Here is a 22,479-nt window from a genome sequence, read left to right on the forward strand (position 1 = left end):
TCCCTAAATACCCAAGTAAAATACTAGGTTTTATTGGCATTATACCAAAGGGGAGCAAAAACCGTCAATTTATTGTTTTCCCACAATTCGAACACCGACCGCCTGCTTCAACCGCTCCAGCACCTGATCGAGCGATTCCACCTGGGCCAGTGCCAGCTCGTGCCGAATCTGTTCTTTCACGGCTTCATACGGCAATTGTTCCGCGTCCTGGCGCTCCAGCACGCGGATGATGGCATACTGCCCGTCCAGGGGGATCGGATTGCTGTCTTGATTCAACGGCAGGGAAGCGATGGTCTCTTTCATTTGATCCGGCAGGTCTTGATCCTCGGAGGACACCCACCCGAGATCGCCGCCGTTCGCGGCCGTCAGCGTATCGATCGACCGCTCCTTGGCCAGCGTGGAAAAGTTGGCCCCGGCCTGCAGTTCCCGCTGCACCTGCTTTGCCTCTGCCTGGGAAGCCACGACGATCTGCCAGACGCGGGCTCTCATCGGCTTCGCATAGCGGTCCTTGTGTTTGTTGTACTCGTTCTTCATCTCGTCCTCGCTGACCGCTATGTCTCTTGTCGCCAGCTCCTGCAGCAAGAGCTGGTACGTCACCTCCTGACGCAGGGCGTCCAGATCGGTGCCGGCCTGCTCTTTCAACGCCGTCTGGAAATCCTGCTCCGGGCCGTAGCTCTCCTTGATCTTGGCGATCTCCTCATCGACACGCTTGGGATCGAGGGTGAGGCCGATCCGTTTGGCCTCCTGGAAGACCACTTCCCGATCGATCATGTCTTCCAGGACCTGCTGACCGTATTTCTGCTTCAGATTGCGTATCCAGTCAGCCTCGGTGATCGTCGTGCCGCCCACCACCGCCGCTGCCTGCAGCTCGCTTGCCTGCTTGTACCAGGACCAGGTCACCACCGCTACCAGCAGGACCAAAGCCGCGATCAAGCTCCACAACATTTTGACGTTGTTCAACCTTTCCCCTCCCTTAGCTGCGGGACTCGATTTCCCCTTTCAGCTTCTCCAAGGATTCCCTGTCGAAATAGTATCGTTCATTGCAAAAATGGCAGTGCACTTCTGCTTCTCCCTGTTCGGCGATGATGCTTTCCATCTCCGCCTTGCCGAGGCTGACCAGCACTTCGCTCACCTTTTCCGGGGAGCAGGTGCACGCGAAATGAATCTCCGTCCGGCTCAAGATCTTGGGGTCCTCCAGCACCTGTTCCAGAATCTGCTCCGGCGTCATCCCCTCCCCGATCATCCGGGAAACCTGCGGCAGCTTGGCGATTTTCTGCTCGATCACGTCGATCACGTCATCGGGTGTCCCCGGCATCAGCTGCACGATAAAGCCCCCTGATGCCAGCACGTAGCGTTCCTGCGGGTGAACCAGCACGCCCACCCCTACGGCCGACGGAGTTTGTTCCGATACCACGAAGTAATAGGTGAAGTCCTCCCCGATTTCCCCGGAGACGATCGGCGAACTGCCTTTATACGGTTCGCGCAGCCCGAGATCCTTGACCACATGGAGAAAGCCGTCGGTCCCCACCGCTCTTTTCACATCCAGCTTCCCTTTGTCATTCAGCTCGAAATGAACGTGCGGATTGGAGACGTAGGCACGCGCTTCGCCGTGGGCATTCGCCTCCGCCACGATCTGGCCGATCGGGCCTCCCCCATTTATTTTGACAGAGATCCGTTCATCTCCTTTCAGCATGGCGCCCATCATCACGGTGGCGGTCAATGTCCGTCCCATGGCGGCCGTCGCCGTGTTCCACATGTCATGCCGGCGGCGAATCTCCTCCACGATCCCGGTCGTCCGCGCGGCAAAAGCCCGCACATTCCCGTCAAATCCGGTTGCCCGTATCAAATAATCGCTCATGATGCGCTCCTCCTTCATGCTCCTGACCAAAAATGAGACTCGACGATAGTGTACCATAAAAACCCCCGCCCAACCCAAGCGGTCGCTCAAGTCGGGCGGGGGACAACCGGCCGCCTTTTCAGCGGCGTACGGCACGTTGACAACGTTCCCGGTTTTGGCATCGACATAGACCTCGGCAGCATCCCGTTCGGTCCATAAATCAGGACGGGCCCCGGCGCTTTTTTTCCCACAGCTACCGGCCAGATGTAGCAAAGCGTCAGTTCCTGGCCACTCAGGTACGCCTGAGGAGCGGCTTCCGCTGAGACCAGGGGCTGGCGGTCCGGCAAGCCGGTTTGCTCACCGGCGGCCGCAAAAAGGGAAAAGCCCGGGATGCTCCCCATCGCCAGGGCTTGCTCCACGTTGGCGTCACGCGGGCGGCGGCATGCACGGGCAAGACTGCCAACACGCTGACCAGCGCCATAACCAGCAGCGACGGACTGATCGGCTTCATCCCTGTAACCTCCCTACATTCATATCGGATTTTACTATTATTCGTCTCATTAATTATCTAACCCGCAACACTTGGGACAGCAATGCATCGGAAGCATATTGGACCAAGTAGCATCACGAATTAAACTCGGAAAAAATCGCCACTATTGAAAATTAAATCTCACCAATTCATAGTAAGTAGTGTAAAATATAAGATAAATATCCAATTTAATGTATTTACAAACAAGAATTGGAGGGAGCTATGAAACTGTCATTAATTTTTATTGTAGTAACGTGTTTATTTTTACTTTCAGGCTGTAGTGAACAAATGAACTCTCCACATATACAACCAGGTAACTCAACAAGATCAACTTCTTACCAAAGCAAGATGACAAATGAAACATCAACAAAAGACATATTGTCAGAAGTTGGTTTAATTAAGCAACATTTAAAAATAGGAATAACCAAATCCCGTATCTTAAATGAATTTAATAACTATAATATTCAAGTCGTAAAAGACTTAGAAAATAATGAAATTTACAGGATCGATATTATTTCTAAAACAGGATACAAATTTTATAATGAAGATAAATTTGATTCTATAGATATACAAGGGTTACAAAATGATAACATGCGAGTTCAAATATTTTTGTCTTTTTCGGAAGATAATTTGCTAGAATCCTATAGTCTATATTATTGTGATGAAAACAAAATAATCCATGGGTATCATCTCTTTGAAAACGGAGAGAGTAAAGAAGATATAATAACTCTTTAAAACACAAACCAATGGTTTCTTAGTCATCGGTTTTATTTGTGTGTCTACTCGGTATGGGCGGTAGCTATAGGGCGAAAGTCCCGAAAGAGGCGGCTGTACCAACCGTTAGACCAAGGCAAGGATATCTGCCTTGAGGCAGAACCCGGAAGGAAGCCAGAGGCAATGTCCCGCCTAGTAAGATGCCCCAATTTATGGCAGTTGTACTAGGGTGTTCTTCGCAGTCTACGGAGTATTTAGATCGAACAAATATTCGTTTTGTTCCGTCACAGCGGACGTCTATATGACTACTAATAATTCGATAGAGACTCCGGTTCTGTCAGAGGAGACAATGGGTGGGAATACGAACGCGTTACCGCTACCCCCGTTCGATCGGTCTTCCACGCTACAAAGCAAATACTCTTAATGGTTTATGACGGTTAATCTAAATCTCTGTACATTAAAAAACCCTTGGTATTGCCTACTAGCAATACCAAGGGCTTATGAGTTTGGGCAGAGATATTGTCACGTCAATGCTTGATAATCCGCCATAGACCGAACGATACGTATAATGGAAAGAACAAACGCGGGGGCAAGTCACCCTTCTACTCGATTCTTATTTAGCTTATTTAGAAAAGTTTTTTGCCTCAAATTCTTCGGGTTTTAGTAATTTTACCTTTTCCACTTTCTTACCGTTTTTTTCCTTGATTTCGTCTACTCTCCAATCATTTTCTATCTTATTAAAAACGTACAAGTAATTTTTCCCTTCTTTAGATTTGAATGCAACTAATATTTGAGAACCGTCTTTCTTAAGGTAGATTGCAGGCATAAAATCGCCTTTTTGGATTTTTTTGTCCTTGCCATTAAAAACATTTTGAGATAGAGCTAATCGGAATTTTGCGTATTCATCTGTGGAAAAATTGGTATTTTCTCTTTTAAACTCTGTAATTCTAAAGATTTTATAATCGGATTCATTAATGTTAAATGAATCAGAAATATCTGATGTGATTATTGAAAAAGTTTCATCAAGTTTTTTCTCAGCATATTCCTTATATGCTGCCTCGGCTTCATTCGAAGAAAATTTCGAATTGTTTTTTGCTAATAATACGTTATTAGAATTAGAGGCGATTACAAAAACAAGAGCCACTATACCAGCAATAGTAGGATACCAATATTTATTAAAACCCATTTTATTACCTCCTTATTATTTATAGAATGCATAGGTATCATCATAGTCTTCATGTGTAAATTCCCAAGTGTCAACATCTACAGTAGCAGCGTAGGAGTAACACTCCCAATAAACGTCAGAATCGGCTTCATAATCACTTCTGACGATTACATAATCGGAATCGTTGTCTGAAAGCTTGTTATTTGAATCATAATAATCAAGATCTTTGTAAAGTTGTACATCAACATATAGTTGCTCAGAAAAACCTTGACTACCAAAAGCTTCTGCATCAGTTCTAGCTATTGCTTTGTACTCACCTGAACTGTAGTCAGTAAAAGATAATCTTGCTTCTGCATCTACACCTGTATAATTTGCAAATGCTCCTAATGGAATAGATAGAGCAACTAAACCTGCTGTGAGTAAGCCTTTCTACGATAAAAAGCCACAAATACCATCTCCTTTTTCTCAAATTATACAATATATGTTAATTGTATATTATGTTTTGAATAATTTAAAATATTATCCAATAAAAATTGGATATATGAATTTACATACCAATTCAAAAGTCTTCAAAAACGATTACAGTTTCAAAAATACTTAAATGAGCAATTCTTGCAAACAAACTATACACTATACCTAAAAAATGAGTAAATTGGTACATGCTCTCGGAAATAATTAGATACCTTGATTGCAACTGGAGGCGATGGATCGGTTTGATGTGCGGATGGCGGAAGGACAACTCGTTATCCTTGGAATTAAACGGGGAGTCGCTGTTTATCGAGGAAGCAACTAAGACTCCGCCAAGCTTTTTGGAGGAGCCTTAGTTGCGAAGCATAAGACGTGAGGATTGTCGGCAACGCAACAGGCGTTTCGTTTAGCCGACCACTTATGCAGAAGGGCAAAATGTATAAATTCCTATATGCCAATAAAGCCCGGACGTCAGCATAGACGTACGGGCGTCTTCATGTCAGGACAAATATTCCTTGAGCGCGCGGGAACCTTTCTGTTTGCGCAGCCGATCGATGGTCGTGGCTTCAATCTGCCGGATCCGCTCGCGGGTAAGGCCAAACATCCGGCCCACCTCCTCCAGCGTATAGATCTGATCGTCATACAGGCCATAGCGCATCGCGATGATCTCCTGGGCCCGAGGGTTGAGCCGGCCAAGGGCCGCTTTTACCTGTGCGCGCAGATCCACCTTTTCGATCCAATCATCGAGAAGGGCCTCTCCATCATCCACAATCTCCGCGTAGCTGAGCAGCTCGTCGTCGCTCTCCGCTTCCCGCGGCTCTCCGATAAAGTCGTCATCAATCGACTCCAGCTTGATGGTCAGAGCGTACTCGATCGCTTCCACCTTTTCCGGCGAAATCCCCAGATATTCGGCGATTTCATGACGCTCGGGATAACGATTCAAGCGATGGGCCAGCTGCATGACCCGCTTCTGGTACTGGCGAATCTGCTCATGCATGTGAACAGGGATGCGGATGAGATTGCCCTTGTCGTTGATCGCCCGCGTAATCGCCTGGGAGATCCACCAGTGGGAGTAATGGTACAAACGGACTCCGCGATTCACATCAAATTTATCGATAGCGGTAAACAAGCCGATTGTACCTTCCTGTATCAAATCGAGAAACGGCATGCCTTTCTTCAGATGGCGAAGGGCCGTGCTGACAACGTAACGGAGATAGGCGCGGACCAGCTTTTCCCGGGCCTGCATATCACCGAAACGCTGATAGCGGATCAGGCATTCCATCTCTTCTTCCTTATCCAACATGGGTGTTGCAGCGACGTCTTCCAGAAACAACAAAGCGGATGTGTCCCGGCGCAGCGACTTCGGGACCACGATCCCCAATTGCTTTTCAACTTCCCGCCAGCGACGGGGGCTCGCCTGGAAAGTGGAGTGACTGACAGTCATGTGCAACCCTCACTTCTTCGGAGAATAGGGTATTCAGTTACTAAAGCGTATTTTCGACAATGTTTGCCCGATTCCTTCACATTTACAGAATATTTATGGAAATTAATATTGGCAATACAAGAAAGGAATGGAAATCACGTGTTTCCATTTAAAAATTCGGCGAGCGCCGAGCCTTGGGCGAGGGCGGAGCCGTTGTGGCACATGTACGAGAATATAAGAAAACCCCGCCGACTTAAGCGAACGCTGTTGTCGGCGGGGGCCCCCAGCCTCTCCCCCTCGCTTTATAACTTTAAAGCACCTAAACATTCCGATATACTAAAAAAACCGCCCGGACACGTGCAAATGGTGTCGAAATCAGGCGGTTCTGGCGCTTGAATCTTGTCGAAGCGGTCAGTCGGGCAGCGGGATCGGCATCTCCAGATGGCGGCGGCCGTCCTTGGCGCTGGTTTCAAACAGGATCAGCATCAGCGTAGAGTTGGGCCGTTCTTTTTTTACGTGGAGGGTAAAGGAGAAGTCCCCCCATGCCGGGGCCCCCTGGGAGGCCTGCACATGCCCTTTGACCAACTCGTTATGGCCGTCCTCGACGACATAATTCACAACCGCTTCAAAAACCTTGGCCTGACCTTTGACTTCATAGGTATCGGCCTTGATCTTGGTGACGGTCACGTGTTGAAAAATCTCATTGTGGTACGCTTCCGCCGGCTCCTGGGCTGGTGCGGGGTCCGGCTGTTGGGATGGCGGAGCCGCCGGGGCTTCGGCCGCTGGAGATGCAGCAGGAGGTGGCGGCGCTTCCGTGGTGGGGGCGGGCACTGCGGCGGGCGGTTCGGCTGTGCGGGTCCCGCAGCCGCCGAGGAGAAACAGGCTGCCAATCAGGAACAGGACAAACAGAGGTTGGCGCATCGTGATCCCTCCATCCTTTTCCTCTTTGACGGAGCTGGACGCGAGAATGTTTCCAGGCGAATCCCCACAGCAGGGCATGCGCCCAACCCTCTCGATTGCGCGGCCGCGCCAGGGCGGGTACCTGTTCCCAATCGCAGGGGATTTGGATATGCTCGACGATCCACAGCCCGGGTGATCCGCTCAGCATGCAGGATTTCAACGTGGGGAGGCCGGATTCCATCTTGTGCATGCAGGATTTCGCGTGATAAGCCGGATTCCATCTTGTGCATGCAGGGAAAATCGTCCTTATAGGGGTTACCATTTGAGCTCTTCCACGCTTACGACGGGAAAGGAATGGGCGGGAAGCAGCGGCACCAGCGGCCGTTCATGGACGTAAGCGACGACAACGTTGGACGGTCCTATCATCTTCTTGGGTGCAATGCGCAGGAGCTGACCCTTTTCCGTCGTAACCGCAACCTGCAGTTCTCCGCCAGTCGGCCGCTCTTCCGCACCGGTATCTGCTTCCTCGATCAACAGCGCATTCCCGTTGAATCGCAAGGATAACCGGATGTCCTTCCGCCAGTCCTGAAAGGAAACATAATAATTGGCGATGAAGACGGGATCCGTCGTGACGCTTGTCGAAGACGGGAGATACCTGTCCCCCTGTCTGCTGTAGCTGCCGTTCTCTGCCATCCGTACGGCAAACCGATCCATCGCCTCCGGCTGCACCATCTCGATGATCCCTTCCGTTTTTAACGCCTGATCAATCGAGAACGTCGCATGATGATTCGCCAGTTCGATCAACGTTTTCATTTCCGCCTTTTTCAGCATCGCCACATCAGCGTCGACAACCATGAGCCCCACCAGCAGGAGAAAGAGCAGCGTCGATATGGATAACACGTTGATACCCATCCGGTTTTTCCTTTCTTCACAAATCGTAATCCATGACGTTGATGGTTCCCGTCCGCTCTACGTCCAGCAGCTGCGGCCAATCGGGAAACAGGGCGGTCAGCTGTGGATAGGGAATGCTCAGCCGCAGCCGAAATTCGTCCTCGTGACTCCACAGGATCGGATCAGCGGCTTTCGTGCGGGCGACTTCAATCCGAATATCGTTTTCATCCAGTCGGTACGACTTTTCCGCCAGCTCCTGATGAATAAACTGCCGAAGCTGATTCACCACCTCTGCGTCATTTTTGCCGCCGTGGTTGGTTACGTATTTTGTCGCCGCCATACTTATCTCCAGCAGTTCGCTTTTCATCTGGAGCACAACATGCGCCTGCAGAACTCCCAGCGGTACCATGAGCAGCACCATGACGTTCATAATGGTAGCGAGCAGTTGGCCCATCAGTTTGTCCCAAAGCGGATCGCTTCCGCAAACAGTTTGTTGAAAAATCTGGTGCATGCGCCCAGAATGCTATCCGGCCCGTCCAGCAGGAGCACATAGGACATGGGGACGACGATGACGATCAACGCCAACACGGAAATTACCTTGGTCAACGATTACCACCCCGGATCAAAATATTCTGACGGCCGACTGCCCGTAAAACGAAATACGGTCTCCCCCGTGACAAACCAATTGATCCACTGCGACATACGGGACGGACGGATGGTGAGCGTGAGCCTGACCATCTCGTTTCTCTCTTTCCTTGCTCTTTGCCCTTCCTCCAGCGGCCAGGAACCATCAAAATAGTCGCTGTTCACACTCTCCCAGCCCATCCCGTTCATTTCTTCCCGATAATAATCGGCAAGGCCGCTGTGCAAATACCCAATGTCCTGCATGTCATCCATCACATCCGTGTATACGCCGCGGGCAATCCCCCGCTCCAGCGCATACAATTCCATGCACATCACCCCCGAGAAGAGGATGATAATCACCGACAGACAAAGGAGAAAAACCTTCAACTTCAGCATCGTCTTCTCCTACCCGCGAAAATCCCGCGGTTAATGAAAGGTTCGTACGGCTGCCTTTTGTATGCGCATTTCCTGCACATTTTTCAGGGAATCCACCGGGTTCTTTTCCCAAAAAACCGTACACAACAGACAAACCATGGCAGCGATCATCAACAAGGTTATGTTCTGAAGCATGCGTTAATTCGAGCTGGTATACGTATTGCCGTTTTGCATCGTAAACCTTATCTGCTCGTTGGCTGTGTCGTAATTGAGAGAGGAAACCGAATCGTTGATGTGCTCGGCTGTTTGGTTGGCAGCCGGGCTTAGCTCATTGCCGTAACTGCTGACCCCAATTCCCAAAACCATGACGCATGCAAGAAAGATAAAAAACATTTTTGACATGTAAACCACTCCGTTTCTTTTGGTATGAATTGTTAATTGGTTGACGGTATCGCCTTATCGATCCAGCTGACGCTTTTCTCCCTAAGTCCGCCTTCTTTCATAACAGCTTTGTTGATTTCCGCCATGCTGGCAACCAGAATCCCCAGCGTAAAGACGAGGCAGAGAAGGATGGAAAACAGTTTGCTCACGGACCGTCCCCCCTTTCTACAACAGATATTTGCTCAACAATTCCGTCAGCAGCTTGTACCACGGAAACATCGCCACAATCAACCCGATATAAAACGCCGGATAAACTATCACGCTGTATCCAATCCCCAGCGACTTGATCTTCTTGCGGTGCCGAAACTCCCTTCGGTTATCGACGGCCCATTCAAGCCGCTGCATGGTCAGCGACATCTGATGCGCGGACAATTGTTCAATCGTGCGCAGGTTGGAAACCAGCATGATGCCATCGTCGACACCCAACTGACGCTTGAATGCCTCCAATGCCGCGAAGCGATCTTTGTTCCATTCGGACAGGGAGGGGATGTATTGCTTCAGCAAGCGTGTCGGACGCGCAGCCTTTACCAAAGCCGTATACGGCGGCACCTGATTTTCCAGCAGGTTGAGGTATCGGTTGGTAAAGCGGGCGATATCGGTACTGAGCAGCTCTTCCCTGTACCCGGCCCATCCCTTTAACAGCAGGTGAGGAAGCCAGTAACCCAGGCTGGGTACAATGCAGAACGTGAGATACGGAAACGTACCGTTCCCCCGAAACAATGTCCATAAAACGATGATGAAGAGCAAACTGCCTCCAAACAGCCACTGCAAGAACGTCCATTCCGCCTTCCCCCACCCGAATGGACGTCCCGCTTTCCGCAGCAGGTGATCCCACTCCTCCTCTTCTTCCTTTCCCACCGCTTTCGTCCAGAAGCGCCAAAAGGAATCCGAGAGCAACAGCCTTCTTTTCGGCCGCTTTAACAGATAAACAGCCGTTGTATAGCTTGTCAGAAACACCCCCACGGCTCCAATCCCCAGCAGCAGATTCATCAGTGCATCGGCCATCATCCGTGCCTCCTTCCCCAGATAAAGGCAAGCAAGATGGAGAGACACCATACCGTTATGGCGACGGAAAGAATAGACTGCCCATCCGCGGTAAAAAAGTACAGACGGTAAGATTCTTTCAGAAGCGACTGGTTATAGGGAATCAGCAAGACACAGATCACGATCACGATGATCAGACTGATCCAGATGGAATAAATCTCACTGTTTCGTTCCTCTTTTTCATCCTGCTGGACAAACATCTCATTGGTTAAGCGGTTTAGCGATGACTGAATGTCTGCCGTTTCTCCCTCCAATCCGCTCGCGATATAGGTGGAAAAATCATGGGCCCAGTGATGGTTCAGTCTCTCCGCAAACGATTCCACTGCCTGAACAGGGTCTCCGCCATCCGCCAGTTTGTTGTTTAGCAAGAGCAGCTCAGGCAGCAGCTCTTTGGGGCACTCCTCCACCATTTCGCGGAATGCCAGGACAATACTCCCCCTTCCGCTGTAGTAACGCGAGAACAAATCGACAAAATGGCAAAACGACTTGATCATCTTGTTGACTCTGACCGTATAGCGGGCATATAACAGCAGGCTTGGAGCAAGCAGCATCAACAGAAACAAGGAGAAGGAGGCTGCGATGTTACCGATGAAAATGCCGAACCAGAAACCCACAAAAGATCCAAGAAAGGAGAGGAGAAAGTATCCTTCCGGCGACAGCTTGCTGCCCACCACACTGCACCAGGTCTCGTAACGGCCATACACATAGCGACCATTTTTGTCCGCCAGCAGCTTTTTCCGCAGGATTGCCACTGTCTTCGGATAGAAGACCTTTGGCTCCAGCCTCATGCGTATCAAAATGGTTCCCCAAAAGAAGAAGGTGAGGAACAGGCACAGCGCCATGGGAAACAACAGATAATAGCTCATAGCTGTCTCCCTATGTCCGTCAGCCCTAACGCTTTTAATACGCCCAAATCAGCATGTCCCATGCCGCACATATACTCCACCAACTCCCCAGACAAATGCTTTCCCGTCCACTCATATTCACCGGTTGCCAGGTTCTTGTGGACTAGCGGAACCGATTCTGCTCTCTGCATCAAAGCATTCCACTCGGTCACATGAATCGCGTCGATAAAGCGGTGCCCGTTATTGCGGAATTTGAGCGAATTGACAAAGTTAACCGCTCTGCTGATTCTCTCTTGGGTCAGCTCAATGCTGCGGCCGCCGTATTGATAAACCAGATCGGTCAAATCGTTGAGAGCCTGGTGAGGAAACCTTTCATGCAGGGCGCCAATGGTAGCATCCGTGCCCCTTATCCCGGCGTTGATGAAATGGTAAGCTTCAATCGGTTCCCTGATTTCTCCGATCAAAATCGTATTGGCCGTCGTTCGATACAAATCCTTAAAACAGTGTGCGAGTTCAATGCCGATCTCCTCCACATTTTGCAGTTCAATCACTTCCCCCGGCCAAATGTCGCCAAACCGCATTTCGTGCTCGCTTTCGTATATCGTGATGTATTCGGTTTCCGGGTTTTTCAGCTTTAACATGCAGATCATCAGCGTTGTTTTCCCTGCTGCCATCGGCCCGATCACCAACACGTTGCCTCTGCCGTACACCTGCTGTTCGATGAGAAGCTGCACTTTTTCATCGAACGCGGGCAATGGCTGCCGGCGCAAATCGTCGAGCGAGAAGGAAACGGTGGTAAACCTTCGGACAATGATGGTCGGAACGCGGGAATAGGGAAACGTAAACATCGTCAGCCTTGCTTTCAAGCTGTCCAGATACCCGCTGAGCCGGGGCTTTTTTTCATTGAAGGTCAAACCTGCCGCGTTGGTCAGTTTTTGCTGCAAGATTTCCACTTCTTTCAGCGTGGGGCGGTAAGGCAAAAATTTCTTTTTTCCCTGTTCCAGATAGCTTACCGGCTTGTCGGCGGATATTCGCACCTCTTCGACCCACGGTGACAGCTGAAGGACAACATCGAGAATCCCCCATCCGTAAGTGGCATAGGTCAAGCCTTCATACGCGTTTACATGGGGCAAGATCTTTTCGGTGACGGGCCTTCTCAACACTTCTTCAAAATAATGCTGCAGCCGCAGGATGATTGCCCGATGACTCTCTTTGTCTCCCTGTTCTGCCAGCGTCAGGATGCGCTGCATTTCCAGACGTTCTTCCCGGCTGCTCCCATAGTTGTTGAGATAATCGCGGGCGGCCTGCTTAAGTGCATCCGGGTCATGCAGCTCTCCGATTGGCAGCGGGTATGCCGCTCTTTTCATTTAGATCGCCGCCTCCTCCCGCCTTCGTTCCGCTTCCGCGATCGCCCGCAAACTGTTGACGTAGGTTCTGGGCGGAAACATCTCCTCCACCAGTATGCTCCTGCTCTGATGCGATTGAAAAACACGGTTGTCGGAAATACGCGGCACAATTCCGTAAACAGGTACTCCCTCCTTGATTCTGCGGGCGCTCATCTGTGCGCCGTCAAAATGGCTGACCAGAAGCTGCGGGGAAACCTTTGTCTGCTGCCATTTGCGTATCCACCTATGTGCGCTGTCGATGCTGAACGGATCTGCTCTGACAAAAAAGATAGGATGGTCAACCTCCAGCAAAAGCGTCTGCAGCGCCTCCGTTTCCGGAAAACAATAGCCCCAGTCCAGATAGGTGTAGTCAAAATTCCTTCTCAATATCCGCAAAAGCGTTGAAATCTCATAACTTTTCCATCTGCTTGTGGCGGAGGAGTAAAACAGGTTATGCAGTGACTCGCTCCGCTTGAACGCCCCCAGCCAATTCCGTCTTTCCGCAACAGCTGTATGAATGAGGTCGGGACGAAACATGGATAACTGATGCTCCTGCAGCCCAAAATACTGGGTCAAATCCGGCTTTTCCACGTTCATATCGATAACCGCCACGCGTTTATCGGGATGCTGCTTGGCCAGCAGTACCGGATAATTGACGCAGAACGTCGTGATCCCTGCCGCTCCGTAACCCAACAGCGCGTAAACGCTCCCTGAAGCTTCACGCTTGTCCGACCAGTCGGGAACGGCATCTTCCATGCCCAAGATCCGGCCGATTCTGCCGGATAACTCGCTGTAACCTTGATTGGCGGGCAGCAAATAGATGTTGGGCAGATTCATCTCTTCGATGATCCTGGCGATAAACGGCTCATCTTTATGCAGAGGAACGATCAGCATCGGAACCTCTCCGGCCAATTGGGACCGTAATTTCGGCACCCACTCCCAGATGGGCATGGCAAAAGATTCCGAGAAAAGAACCGCCGCTTCCAGAGGGAAGAGCTGAAGCTGTTGAAAGCACTCGCTCTCATTCTCCGCTGCCAGCACTTCGCAGCCTGCCGGCATGAACAAGGGAACCAACGACTTCATCGGATAACATACGATGACTTTCATGACGTGCCACCTTCCTTGGAAACCATGATGTGACCGATTTGGATCGTGCCGTACTGCATCGCCTCCGAGAGCATCCGGTACTGCTGGTCGGTCAGATTAAATCCCAGGTATGCCGGCAAGGATGACGGCTGAGCCCGGTAGTCGCGATAGCGCCGCTCCGCATCCGTATATTTCCTGGCTTCCGATCCGTGAAACAGCGTATCCCCTATCTGTCGGCCGTCAGGAATCACGCTGGGCTTGATCGTGTAAATCTCAATACCGTTGTTGTCTTTGACGGTCGCCAATTGGCTTTCAAAGAGCAGTTCAGCAGATGCGTTCGTGCGTGTGAAGTAGGAAGGAGGCGGCATGTTCGCAAGCTCTGTGGGGGAACGGTATCGTACCCATACCTTGACATAGTCCCCTTTTCTCAACTCTGTCACAGGCATCATGTCCGTAATGGGGAACTCATACCGTGCTTTTCCCTTTTCCGGAAGCAGATGCCCATCGTCCAATTTTTGTTTTAATACTTGTTCCCCCGCAAAGATGGGCTGGACACTCCGTTTTCCGACCACGCCTTCCAGCGACGTGACGGCATCGGGCAGGATTTCATCCGCCTCCTCGTTGACAAGTACCACATCCTCCGTGGTGATGGGCTCAAACGGCTGGATTTCCCTGCCGTCCGCCACTTTCACAACAGGGGCAAACAGCTTTTCATGCGCCAGGGAGTCTATGTATCTGGTCGCCGCATAGAAACTGAATAAGGCCAATAGAAACGAAATGAGGCTGATGATGATGAGCGTCCGCTTCTTCATAACATCCTTCCTTGCATGTCATAGTGGTCTTCATCTGAGGGCGGCCAGTCGGGCAAACACTTCACCCTCTTCCGGATACATTTCCAACAGAAACTTGCTGTTGATCTGTGCGCCGATCACTTTTTCAGAGGAGATCTGGGGAACAAACAGCTCAATGGGTTTGATCTGCTGCTCCTGATGCCACAAGGAAATGGTTCCTTCCAGTCTCTTGATCACGCTTGACCTCGCAAAGGCCGTATCCCACTTATTGGCAATCAGTCTGATTTTTTGAAAATGCTTGCTCCACCAACCAGGCGCATCCTGTGTCAGGATCGTTCTCGCCAATCGCGGGATATCGGAATCGCATACGACCCATACTTCGTCGGCAAGGTCCGCCAGCCACGCCGCTGTTTCCCGCTGGATATGGGACGACAGGTCGATAATCAGCATCGATGCATGTTTGCTGTTTGCCAAAAACCAGCTGGCTATCCGGGGATGTGTCGGGGTGAGCCTTGGAAAAGGGGAGATTGCCTTCACCCTTAGATACCCGTCCTGAAGATAGACAGCTTTTTCCACAATGCCTTCCTCGCCCCCCGCTTCGGCTTTCCCTCTCGCTTCACTGTCAAGGGAAAAGTAGTAATACGGTTCGCCATCGGGCATTTCGCACAGAGTGGTTTCTATCTGGTTGGCGGCTTGATAACATGCAAGATTGCTGGCAATAAAGCTTGCTCCTGCCTGCGGGTAAAAGCTGGCGATGGCCAATACGCGCCTGGGTGTCTGCTGATGGAGGGATTCCTGCGGCTGGGGAGATGCCAGGATTTGCCGCAGTCGTTTCCGCCGGGCTTCTTCCTCACCCGTAAGCGGGCGCTCCTGCTTCTCCAGTTCCCGGAAGGTGGTAACAAACTTCCTGACCTGATCAAACATCTTGTTCCCGCCTGCGTTTAATTGGCCCACTGGTTTGTTTCTTCTTCGATGCTTGCAGCAGATTTCATCTGGACATAGTTCTTAAACTTTTCAATCATGTCGAGTGTTGTCAGGGATTTTCGGTGGTAGTAGTAGATCTTGCGGATTCTCTCTTTTTCTTGCGGGGTCAGGTTGGGCTTCCATTCGTGAACTTTTTCAAGCAGCAGGGTAAGCTCTGCGTTATTGGGCCTGCCGCGTCTGCTGGGTTTGGCGAAAAGCCGCTGCTGCGTCTTGTCGAAAGCATTGGGATATTCAATCAGCCACGCGTCTACCAGCGATTCGATATCGGCATACGTGCGAATGCCCAGTTTCATCAGATACTGGTAATACGACTGCATGGACCGCTGCAGTTCGTTCTTCCATTTCGCAACAAAGCCGGTCGGTGACGTGAGCAGTTTGGTTACATCGCGAATCAACTCCTCCCGTGAACCGGAATGGTAGGTGACGATCGCCTCTCTGACCAGAGAGAACAAGATGTCGTGAAAGCAGGCAGACTCGCGCTCGTTGCCGATATGAAGCAAGTACCAATCCTCCACGGCGGTATCAAAATCTTTTCGGCAGTTGGTTAATTTAATGCTTTCCAGATGTTCGTGAAAGGCATCGAGGCCGTAGCTGGCAACAACCTCTTCCTGATACGTTTCAAAGACAAAGGAAACAAAGGCTTTTTTCAATTCCTCTTTGTCCAGCAGCCTGTTGACATGTTCGTAGCAGCGTGTCACCAATTCGAAAGAGCTTTGCGCAAGCAACATTCCAAATACCCTCCTGTTTTTACAGATTTATACATATATCGCCATTTTGCTACATGTCTATATCGGCGTCAAACTTTTTTTGTTATATTTGTAATTTTTATACAGTAAGGGGTAAAGTCCGCCGGCACCCAACGGTACCAGGCGGACATGGCCGGAAAAGTTACTCTACGTAGAAGTAGAGTTCTTCCCCGGTTGGGAGGAGCAGGGCGATTCTTCCCCTGCGCTCAACGACGGTTGGAGCAGCCTCCATGACGATCGCTCCGCCGTTTATGCTGATCCGGCTTCCAAACTGATTGATGGAATCAATCCGGAAGACCCCCTGGGGCATTCTCTCCAACGAGAGATGTGCGCCCGGTTTGTGCTTCTGGTAGCGAACCCGCCGGTCCAAAAGCACCTCCACATGCGTGGACTGTTCTTGGTGAGCCTTAATTGTTGCCATGCGCAACTCCTCCTTTTCTCACCAATTTAACGGCCGTTTCAATTGCTTATAAGCATTTGAAACTACCTTAACCGTAGAAAAAGACAGAGGCGCGCGCAAATTTTTTTATAGCGCTATTCCTCCCATAAATGCGGCTCAGCCAATTCCGGGTATATTTCGGTCACCAGGTCATACGGCGAGAAAAACAAAGTATCCACAAGAATCTTCAGCTTGTATTTGCGCAGAATCGCATACGCGGTATCCGTTTTCTTAAAGATGGCCGGTATCTCGCGGATATCCTGAATCTTCAGCAGCTCTTTGCACATGTAGTCAAAGCAAATCTTGGCCCGCTCTTCCCCTTTGACGCTTTGGAAATAATGGGCGGGGAAATGCCTTCTCTTCCCTTCCAGCACCTCCCCGTAGACCCACAGGACTTTTTCCTTCTCCGAATACCGGGGCAGATACGGGTAGGCATACTCCACGAGATAATAAACATCTTCCGGCTTCGCCTCAATCGGCGGTTCGATATATTCTCGGACAAGATGGAGCTTCAGCGCTTTGACATCCTGCAAATTGAGCTCCGCCCTGGCCTGCTCGGGGGTCCACCGTTTTACATGTTCAATGGCATATCGGATCACCATTTGTATTTTTTGCTTGCGGTACTGCACATCTTCAAATTCATAGGGGGAGAATCTTTTTTGCTTGCCGCTTAATATGCGCTTGTACCGCTCCAGAATGGTTGAGGGCATCTGCTATTCCTCCCGTCCCACAGCGTGAATTTACTGTTACCCTAACACGCTGGGCTGGGACAAAAATAATGGTTCAAATGCCCTGCAAGCGGCCGCATCAAGCGGCATTCATACCTCCGACTGGGACACCCGCTCCAAAAGCAGCTCGATCATCTCCCAAAAAAGCGGGACGTTGCTCTCGACCTGCAGCCGCAGGTGGTAGATTCCCTGCCGGTACAGAGATTTCCGCTCCCCCTTTTGATGCTCTGCGACAATTGTCTCGACATCCTTTTGCAAGCCGGGTTCATTCAGCTCGTACAAAATTTCGGCTTCTTCCCTTGCCCCCCGGATAATGTCGGCATCGTAACGCCGGGCTTCCTGTTTGGTCGCAAACAATCTTTTGGTCACTTCACCCGATTCCGGATCAACATGGACCCATGCGCCCGCCGCTCGGGCCCCTTTGGTGATCAAATCGGCGGTTTGCTGGGTTTTCATCTGCAAATATCCCACTTGGCCGATCAGCAGCAGCAGCGAAATCATTCCCGCCAGGCACAGCATGAAATAGAGCGAATGAAGCGTGGCGGTGCCATCCTCTTCCCCCCGAACGCGTTCCCGGAGCAGACATCCTCTCATCGATCATCGTCCCCCGCATTCTCGACCATCATGAAATAGGATTCGCTCAGCTCATACCGCTCGCCCGTTGCGGGAAGCCGGAAGGAAAGGGTTGCCTTCACTTCGAAATGGTTCCCCTTTTTCCACCTTCCCTGCGGAAGAATCTCGATCTCTCCCCGCTCGACCGCCATCCCCTGTTCCAGTTCCGCCATGCCATGCTCTTCGCCATGGTAGGAGGCCAGGCCGAAATTGGGCTGGACCGAAGCGATTCTTCCGGCTTCAAAGGCGGCCGACAGCACCCGCTGCTTGTTGTACATGATGGTAAACTGGTCAAACGCAAACACCAGCAGCACCCACACCAGCGGGAATGTCAAGATAAACTCCAGCACCTGACTCCCTGTTTCTTCCCTCCACAGCCTGCGCCAGTCCGTCATGACCGCTCACCTCGACAGCGTAATCAGCCCATAGCCGATCAACAAATGAACGGCATAGGGCAGCGACAAGGCCGACTCTTGCCGGGAAGGGAACCACAGCGTGTGGTGGGCGATCCACCCCGCAGCGAGCCGAACCATGTTGTCAGCCAGCCGTCTCCAGGTCTGAGGCGAACAGGCAAGCACAACCAGACAGCTGAGCAATGACCATACGACCGCCTCGTACACTTCCCCCCAGCTTGTCCATGCGCCGAATGCCATCAACAGCTTCTGGTCGCCCATGCCCATGCCATTCATCAGCACCGGAAGGAAGGTGATCGCCCATGCGAAGCCAACGCCCCCCAGCGACGCGATCCCCTGCCCGCGCGACAACTGCCAAAGAAATCCCGCCAGCATGAAGGAAAACACAAGCAGATTGGGAATCCGCCGCGCCTTCCAATCCAGGAAGGCCGCACTTCCAAGCAAGAAAAAGACAGCGGCTTGTGTCATCCGTTCTTGTCCAGTTTCTGCCTGAGATCTTTCAGTTTTTCATCTTCCGCCGTTCCCAGGTCAGCCAATGCCGGAATGATCAAAATCAGAATCACCGCCACGATAATCACCATCTCCACAATCGTCACACCGTCTTCTTCCCTGACAAAACGTTTCAGATAATTCGCTACAGCGCCCATTCAAATCCCTCCTTTTCGCTTCTTACCTTCACTTTTTCAAAAGACAGCGCCCTCTGCAAAGAAACTTTTCCTACAACGCCTTGCCAATCCCGATGAATGCCGGGCCGATGACCAGAAACAGCAGGGGCACGCCCATGAATACAATCAACAGCGGCAGCAGACGCACACTCAGCCTGTTCATCCGATCCGCCGCTTCGTCTTCCAGCTGCTTCAGCAGTTCCTCCACCTGCGCGGCCAACGGGCCCGCGATGCTAACCCCTTTGGTCAGAGCACCGTTGATTTCAAGCGCAATCGAGACCAGCCCATCCACCTCCCAGCGATAAGCCAACTCTTCCAGCGCCTTTCGCCAGTTGCCGTATTTTCTTTCCTCCACTTCCAGCAGCGCGATCTCCCGCCCGAGCCTCCCTTCGTAACGCCTCGCTGCGGAACGTATGGCCGTATGGATCGGCAGCCCCGCCTCCACCAGCGCTACCACGATGCCAAAAAAAACCGGCACCTGCCGCCGGATTTCATCAACCGCCCGCTTATCCGCCTTCTCCAGCAGGACGGTGGGGAGAAGGAACAACGCCAGCGCGATCAGCACCGGTGCCAGTTGGATCGTGATGCCACCGCTCATTCTGCCGAAAAGGAGTGTGCAGAGGACGGCCATCCCAAGCAAACATCCTGCCGCGATTCTTGCCAGCAGGATTTCTTCCACGGAGATGTCCAGGCGCAGACGGGCGAGCATGGCGGCTGTCCTGGGCACATCCAGGCCGACGTATCCCGCCAGCTTCTGGACAAGGTCCTGATCATTCCGCAGTCGGGCGAGGCCCGGCCAATGACGCTTTTTCTGTAGAAAAGAGGCTTCAAAACGGTCATGCTGCTCAACGTCAATCCTTTCAAACAATGCCGCACGATCAGTTCCTCCCGATCCAGGCGCGAAGCAGGCCGGGAGAACCAGCAGAAAAACGGCGACGCCCAAAGCAATGGACATCAGCATCCGTATCACCTCGTACCGTTACTTGTGAGACAGGGCTGCTCGCCTGATCACCTCACCGCCCGCCAAAATGGCGAGGAGCGCCCCCAGGAGGGTTACCCTGCCGCCCAACGTGGCGGTGAGCGGATCAAAATGATGCGGGTTGTTGATCAGCAGGGAAATCACAAACACAAACGGCATGAGGCTGAGCAGATTGACCTGCGCCAGCAGCTGCGACATCACCGCCCGCTGCCTGCGCTGCATCTGCCGTCTGCGCAGAATGGACAGGGCGGCCATTTCCAGCGTCCGCCCCATGTCGCCGCCCAGCTCCCTTTGCACCTGTATGATGGTGGCCAGATATGCAATATCCTCCGAATCGGTGCGCTGTTGAAATTCATTCATGACGGTTTCGATCGGCACCTGTCCCCGCAGCAGCTCCACTGTTCTCTCATACTCCCGGGCCACGATTCTATCAACGAACGGGCTTGCCGCCGCCTGTTCAAACGCGTGCAGATACGAGGGGGAGGTGCGCATGGCGCTCGCCATGATCCGGATCGCTTTGATGTTCTCTTGTTCAAAGCGATCCTTGTTCTTGATGATCAGTTGTTGGACGATCCGCTCGGTAAGAAGCACTCCCCCGCACCAAGCGGGGACGGCCAGCCACCACGACTGCAGAATGTACGCACAGAGCAAATAGGCGAGGAATCCCGCAAACGCGCTCATCAGCACATAATGGAGGGCCGTCAAGCCAACCCCCGCCCGCTCCAGTCTTCTCTCCAGTCGATCCAAGGGAGAAAGCCGTTCCCTGCGCAGCTGGCTGATGACCAGATGCGACTGCTCCTCCACCCTGGGCGATTGCACCGCAGCGGCAGGCAGAAGCAGTACCGCCACTGAAAAGCCGACGATCGACGCGAGAATCAATCCGATAATCGTCTCTTGCATCCCGATTCCTTCTTTCCTACATCCGGATGGGTTCGGCAAAGAAGATGCGGTCGATCTCCTCCTGCTTTACCCCCTTGGCCAGCCAGGTGCGGATAAACCTTTCGGGCTTGTAGCCCGTCCACTTGAATTGACCGACCACCTTCCCGTTCAATGTGCCCGTGGGTTCATAGACATAGATATCCTGGAGATACACGCGGCCGGGGATCACCTGCTTGACGTTGCAGGAACGGCGAATCTGTTCCTCGTGCGATTCCCCCGTCCCCACCACCTCCGTGATCGCAACCACTTTCCGGCTGCCGTCTTCTTCAAACCGTTTCACCTGGACGATCAGATCCAGCGCCGACCCGATCATCAGATTCCGCTCGCCGCTGCCGTAAGTCTCGTCCGCTTTGCCAAACAGGATCGGCAGCGTAGAGTCGATCAGGGCGCGCGGTGAATTGGCGTGGGCGGTGCTCCAGCTGCCGGGGTGGTCGGTGTTCATCGCCCAAAGGATGTCAATAATCTCGCCGCCGCGCGTCTCTCCCACGATGATTACATCAGGCCGCTTGCGCAGGGACAGACGGACGCAATCGCGAATGGAAAAACCGCCTTTTCCTTCGTGATTGGCCGGTTTGGCGAGAAAACGGCGCACATAGGGATGCTGCAGCTTCATCTCCAGAACATCCTCGATGGTGATGATGCTTAGATGCGGGGGGATAAAGTGGGAGATCAGGTTCAGCATGTGGGTTTTCCCCGATCCGGTGCCGCCGCTCACAATGCCTGACGCGCGGGACAGGCCGACTGCCCATTTCAGGAACTGCAGCATGGGTTCGCAGATGGAGCCGTACTGGAGATACTCTTTTTCGGTAAGCAGATCGCGGTGTTTGCGGATCGTCAGCATGTGGCCGTCCGGAGAGATGGCGCGATGGGTGGCGGCAATCCGCGAGCCGTCCGGCAGCTGCGTATTCAGTTCCGCCTTCGTCTCATTGAATTCCCTCCCCATGGAAGCGGCGATATGTTCAATCACCCGCAGCAGTTCATCCTCTTCGGAAAAGACCTGTACGGCCGCCGGTTCCAAGCGGCCGGTGCTCTTGCGCTCGATCACCAGGTAATCGTACCGGTGAAACAGGATCTCGGTGATATCGGGATCATCAAGCAGCGCATCGAGCGGCCCCCAGCCGATCAACGCATGCAGCAGCCTGTCCACCTCCAGATCCAGCTGGCTGCTGGACAAGGGGGCGTTCCTTTCCAGCAGGAGGCGAATATCGTGAGCCAGTTCGGCCAAATAGGCAGGATTCTCTTTTTCTTCCCACAATCGTTTCCCGTGCTTTTCCACGATCAGCATCTTTACGTTTGCTTCCGCCTCGGCCGTAATCAGCCTCGCTTGTTGGACCGGCGCGGGATCAGGCTGCGCCTGCTGCATGGACCCGCTTCTTAGGGGAGCAGCGCGGAGATCGGCATGCTTGGTTTTGGCTGATGAGTTCAACCCAAGTAAACTTTTTCGATCAAACGTCAC

General features: G+C 52.0%; 29 protein-coding genes. 1 reads left to right on the forward strand and 28 read right to left on the reverse strand.

The features are described 5' to 3' along the window. Positions 1-69: 69 nt before the first annotated feature. The 3 genes from G3578_RS14715 to G3578_RS14725 all read right to left on the reverse strand — a co-directional run bounded on the left by G3578_RS14715 (position 70) and on the right by G3578_RS14725 (position 2,348). Positions 70-960 carry a peptidyl-prolyl cis-trans isomerase gene (locus G3578_RS14715; protein WP_165213720.1) on the reverse strand — a complete coding sequence of 297 codons (891 nt, stop codon included), beginning with the start codon at positions 958-960 and terminating at the stop codon, positions 70-72. A gap of 13 nt (positions 961-973) precedes the next feature. Then, positions 974-1,858 (reverse strand): Hsp33 family molecular chaperone HslO, encoded by an 885-nt coding sequence (gene hslO, locus G3578_RS14720; protein ID WP_165213721.1) that lies wholly within the window; start codon positions 1,856-1,858, stop codon positions 974-976. 271 nt (positions 1,859-2,129) lie between these two features. Continuing rightward, positions 2,130-2,348 carry a hypothetical protein gene (locus G3578_RS14725; RefSeq protein WP_165213722.1) on the reverse strand — a complete coding sequence of 73 codons (219 nt, stop codon included), beginning with the start codon at positions 2,346-2,348 and terminating at the stop codon, positions 2,130-2,132. Positions 2,349-2,588: 240 nt separating this feature from the next. Here G3578_RS14725 and G3578_RS14730 point away from each other — a divergent pair, with 240 nt between their 5' ends. Further along, on the forward strand, positions 2,589-3,101 hold the full coding sequence (locus G3578_RS14730; protein WP_165213723.1) for a hypothetical protein: 513 nt from the start codon (positions 2,589-2,591) through the stop codon (positions 3,099-3,101). A gap of 601 nt (positions 3,102-3,702) precedes the next feature. Here the strand turns inward: G3578_RS14730 and G3578_RS14735 are convergent. From G3578_RS14735 to G3578_RS14855, 25 genes are all read right to left on the reverse strand, one after another. Continuing rightward, on the reverse strand, positions 3,703-4,266 hold the full coding sequence (locus tag G3578_RS14735; protein WP_165213724.1) for a hypothetical protein: 564 nt from the start codon (positions 4,264-4,266) through the stop codon (positions 3,703-3,705). Positions 4,267-5,212: 946 nt separating this feature from the next. Beyond that, positions 5,213-6,157, reverse strand: a complete 945-nt coding sequence (locus tag G3578_RS14740; protein WP_165213725.1) for a sigma-70 family RNA polymerase sigma factor — start codon at positions 6,155-6,157, stop codon at positions 5,213-5,215. A 390-nt stretch (positions 6,158-6,547) separates the two neighbouring features. Further along, positions 6,548-7,057 (reverse strand): Gmad2 immunoglobulin-like domain-containing protein, encoded by a 510-nt coding sequence (locus tag G3578_RS14745; protein ID WP_165213726.1) that lies wholly within the window; start codon positions 7,055-7,057, stop codon positions 6,548-6,550. Positions 7,058-7,351: 294 nt separating this feature from the next. After that, complete coding sequence (locus tag G3578_RS14750; RefSeq protein ID WP_241254639.1) at positions 7,352-7,948, reverse strand: hypothetical protein; 597 nt, start codon at positions 7,946-7,948, stop codon at positions 7,352-7,354. Positions 7,949-7,964: 16 nt separating this feature from the next. Further along, positions 7,965-8,381 carry a hypothetical protein gene (locus G3578_RS14755; RefSeq protein ID WP_165213727.1) on the reverse strand — a complete coding sequence of 139 codons (417 nt, stop codon included), beginning with the start codon at positions 8,379-8,381 and terminating at the stop codon, positions 7,965-7,967. Next, a complete protein-coding gene (locus G3578_RS14760) occupies positions 8,381-8,533 on the reverse strand; it encodes a hypothetical protein (RefSeq protein WP_165213728.1) in 153 nt (50 codons plus the stop codon). The genes G3578_RS14755 and G3578_RS14760 overlap by 1 nt, the downstream gene beginning before the upstream one ends. A 3-nt stretch (positions 8,534-8,536) precedes the next feature. Then, on the reverse strand, positions 8,537-8,947 hold the full coding sequence (locus G3578_RS14765) for a hypothetical protein (RefSeq protein WP_165213729.1): 411 nt from the start codon (positions 8,945-8,947) through the stop codon (positions 8,537-8,539). 177 nt (positions 8,948-9,124) lie between these two features. Further along, positions 9,125-9,328 (reverse strand): hypothetical protein, encoded by a 204-nt coding sequence (locus tag G3578_RS14770; protein ID WP_165213730.1) that lies wholly within the window; start codon positions 9,326-9,328, stop codon positions 9,125-9,127. Between the two features lie 32 nt (positions 9,329-9,360). Next, on the reverse strand, positions 9,361-9,516 hold the full coding sequence (locus tag G3578_RS14775; RefSeq protein WP_165213731.1) for a hypothetical protein: 156 nt from the start codon (positions 9,514-9,516) through the stop codon (positions 9,361-9,363). Between the two features lie 16 nt (positions 9,517-9,532). Beyond that, positions 9,533-10,375, reverse strand: coding sequence for a hypothetical protein (locus G3578_RS14780; protein ID WP_346774016.1), 843 nt, complete (start codon positions 10,373-10,375; stop codon positions 9,533-9,535). Further along, complete coding sequence (locus G3578_RS14785) at positions 10,372-11,277, reverse strand: type II secretion system F family protein (protein ID WP_165213732.1); 906 nt, start codon at positions 11,275-11,277, stop codon at positions 10,372-10,374. Before G3578_RS14785 ends, G3578_RS14780 begins: the two co-directional genes overlap by 4 nt. Continuing rightward, entirely contained in the window at positions 11,274-12,623 is a 1,350-nt protein-coding gene (locus tag G3578_RS14790) for an ATPase, T2SS/T4P/T4SS family (protein WP_165213733.1), read from the reverse strand. Before G3578_RS14790 ends, G3578_RS14785 begins: the two co-directional genes overlap by 4 nt. After that, the gene (locus G3578_RS14795) at positions 12,624-13,748 is read right to left on the reverse strand and encodes a CpaE/TadZ family protein (RefSeq protein WP_165213734.1); all 1,125 of its coding nucleotides are present in this window, start codon (positions 13,746-13,748) and stop codon (positions 12,624-12,626) included. Further along, positions 13,745-14,539 carry a CpaB family protein gene (locus G3578_RS14800; protein WP_165213735.1) on the reverse strand — a complete coding sequence of 265 codons (795 nt, stop codon included), beginning with the start codon at positions 14,537-14,539 and terminating at the stop codon, positions 13,745-13,747. Before G3578_RS14800 ends, G3578_RS14795 begins: the two co-directional genes overlap by 4 nt. Before the next feature lie 30 nt (positions 14,540-14,569). Beyond that, positions 14,570-15,442, reverse strand: coding sequence for a P-loop NTPase family protein (locus tag G3578_RS14805; protein WP_165213736.1), 873 nt, complete (start codon positions 15,440-15,442; stop codon positions 14,570-14,572). Positions 15,443-15,459: 17 nt separating this feature from the next. Next, positions 15,460-16,230, reverse strand: a complete 771-nt coding sequence (locus tag G3578_RS14810; protein WP_241254640.1) for a hypothetical protein — start codon at positions 16,228-16,230, stop codon at positions 15,460-15,462. A gap of 160 nt (positions 16,231-16,390) precedes the next feature. Then, positions 16,391-16,669, reverse strand: a complete 279-nt coding sequence (locus G3578_RS14815; RefSeq protein WP_165213737.1) for a hypothetical protein — start codon at positions 16,667-16,669, stop codon at positions 16,391-16,393. A 113-nt stretch (positions 16,670-16,782) separates the two neighbouring features. Continuing rightward, entirely contained in the window at positions 16,783-17,397 is a 615-nt protein-coding gene (locus G3578_RS14820; RefSeq protein WP_165213738.1) for a DUF4046 domain-containing protein, read from the reverse strand. Positions 17,398-17,505: 108 nt separating this feature from the next. Then, positions 17,506-18,009, reverse strand: coding sequence for a hypothetical protein (locus G3578_RS14825; protein WP_165213739.1), 504 nt, complete (start codon positions 18,007-18,009; stop codon positions 17,506-17,508). Further along, positions 18,006-18,422 carry a TadE/TadG family type IV pilus assembly protein gene (locus tag G3578_RS14830; RefSeq protein WP_165213740.1) on the reverse strand — a complete coding sequence of 139 codons (417 nt, stop codon included), beginning with the start codon at positions 18,420-18,422 and terminating at the stop codon, positions 18,006-18,008. The genes G3578_RS14825 and G3578_RS14830 overlap by 4 nt, the downstream gene beginning before the upstream one ends. A gap of 6 nt (positions 18,423-18,428) precedes the next feature. Beyond that, positions 18,429-18,908: a prepilin peptidase gene (locus G3578_RS14835; protein ID WP_165213741.1), complete on the reverse strand. Its 480-nt coding sequence runs from the start codon at positions 18,906-18,908 to the stop codon at positions 18,429-18,431. After that, entirely contained in the window at positions 18,905-19,087 is a 183-nt protein-coding gene (locus tag G3578_RS14840) for a pilus assembly protein (RefSeq protein ID WP_165213742.1), read from the reverse strand. The genes G3578_RS14835 and G3578_RS14840 overlap by 4 nt, the downstream gene beginning before the upstream one ends. A gap of 70 nt (positions 19,088-19,157) precedes the next feature. After that, on the reverse strand, positions 19,158-20,066 hold the full coding sequence (locus G3578_RS14845) for a type II secretion system F family protein (protein WP_206529711.1): 909 nt from the start codon (positions 20,064-20,066) through the stop codon (positions 19,158-19,160). An 18-nt stretch (positions 20,067-20,084) separates the two neighbouring features. Then, entirely contained in the window at positions 20,085-20,984 is a 900-nt protein-coding gene (locus G3578_RS14850; protein ID WP_165213744.1) for a type II secretion system F family protein, read from the reverse strand. 16 nt (positions 20,985-21,000) lie between these two features. Further along, the gene (locus tag G3578_RS14855; RefSeq protein WP_165213858.1) at positions 21,001-22,386 is read right to left on the reverse strand and encodes an ATPase, T2SS/T4P/T4SS family; all 1,386 of its coding nucleotides are present in this window, start codon (positions 22,384-22,386) and stop codon (positions 21,001-21,003) included. Positions 22,387-22,479 lie beyond the last annotated feature (93 nt).

It is taken from the genome of Brevibacillus sp. SYP-B805, assembly GCF_011059135.1.
Classification (GTDB): domain Bacteria; phylum Bacillota; class Bacilli; order Brevibacillales; family Brevibacillaceae; genus Brevibacillus_F.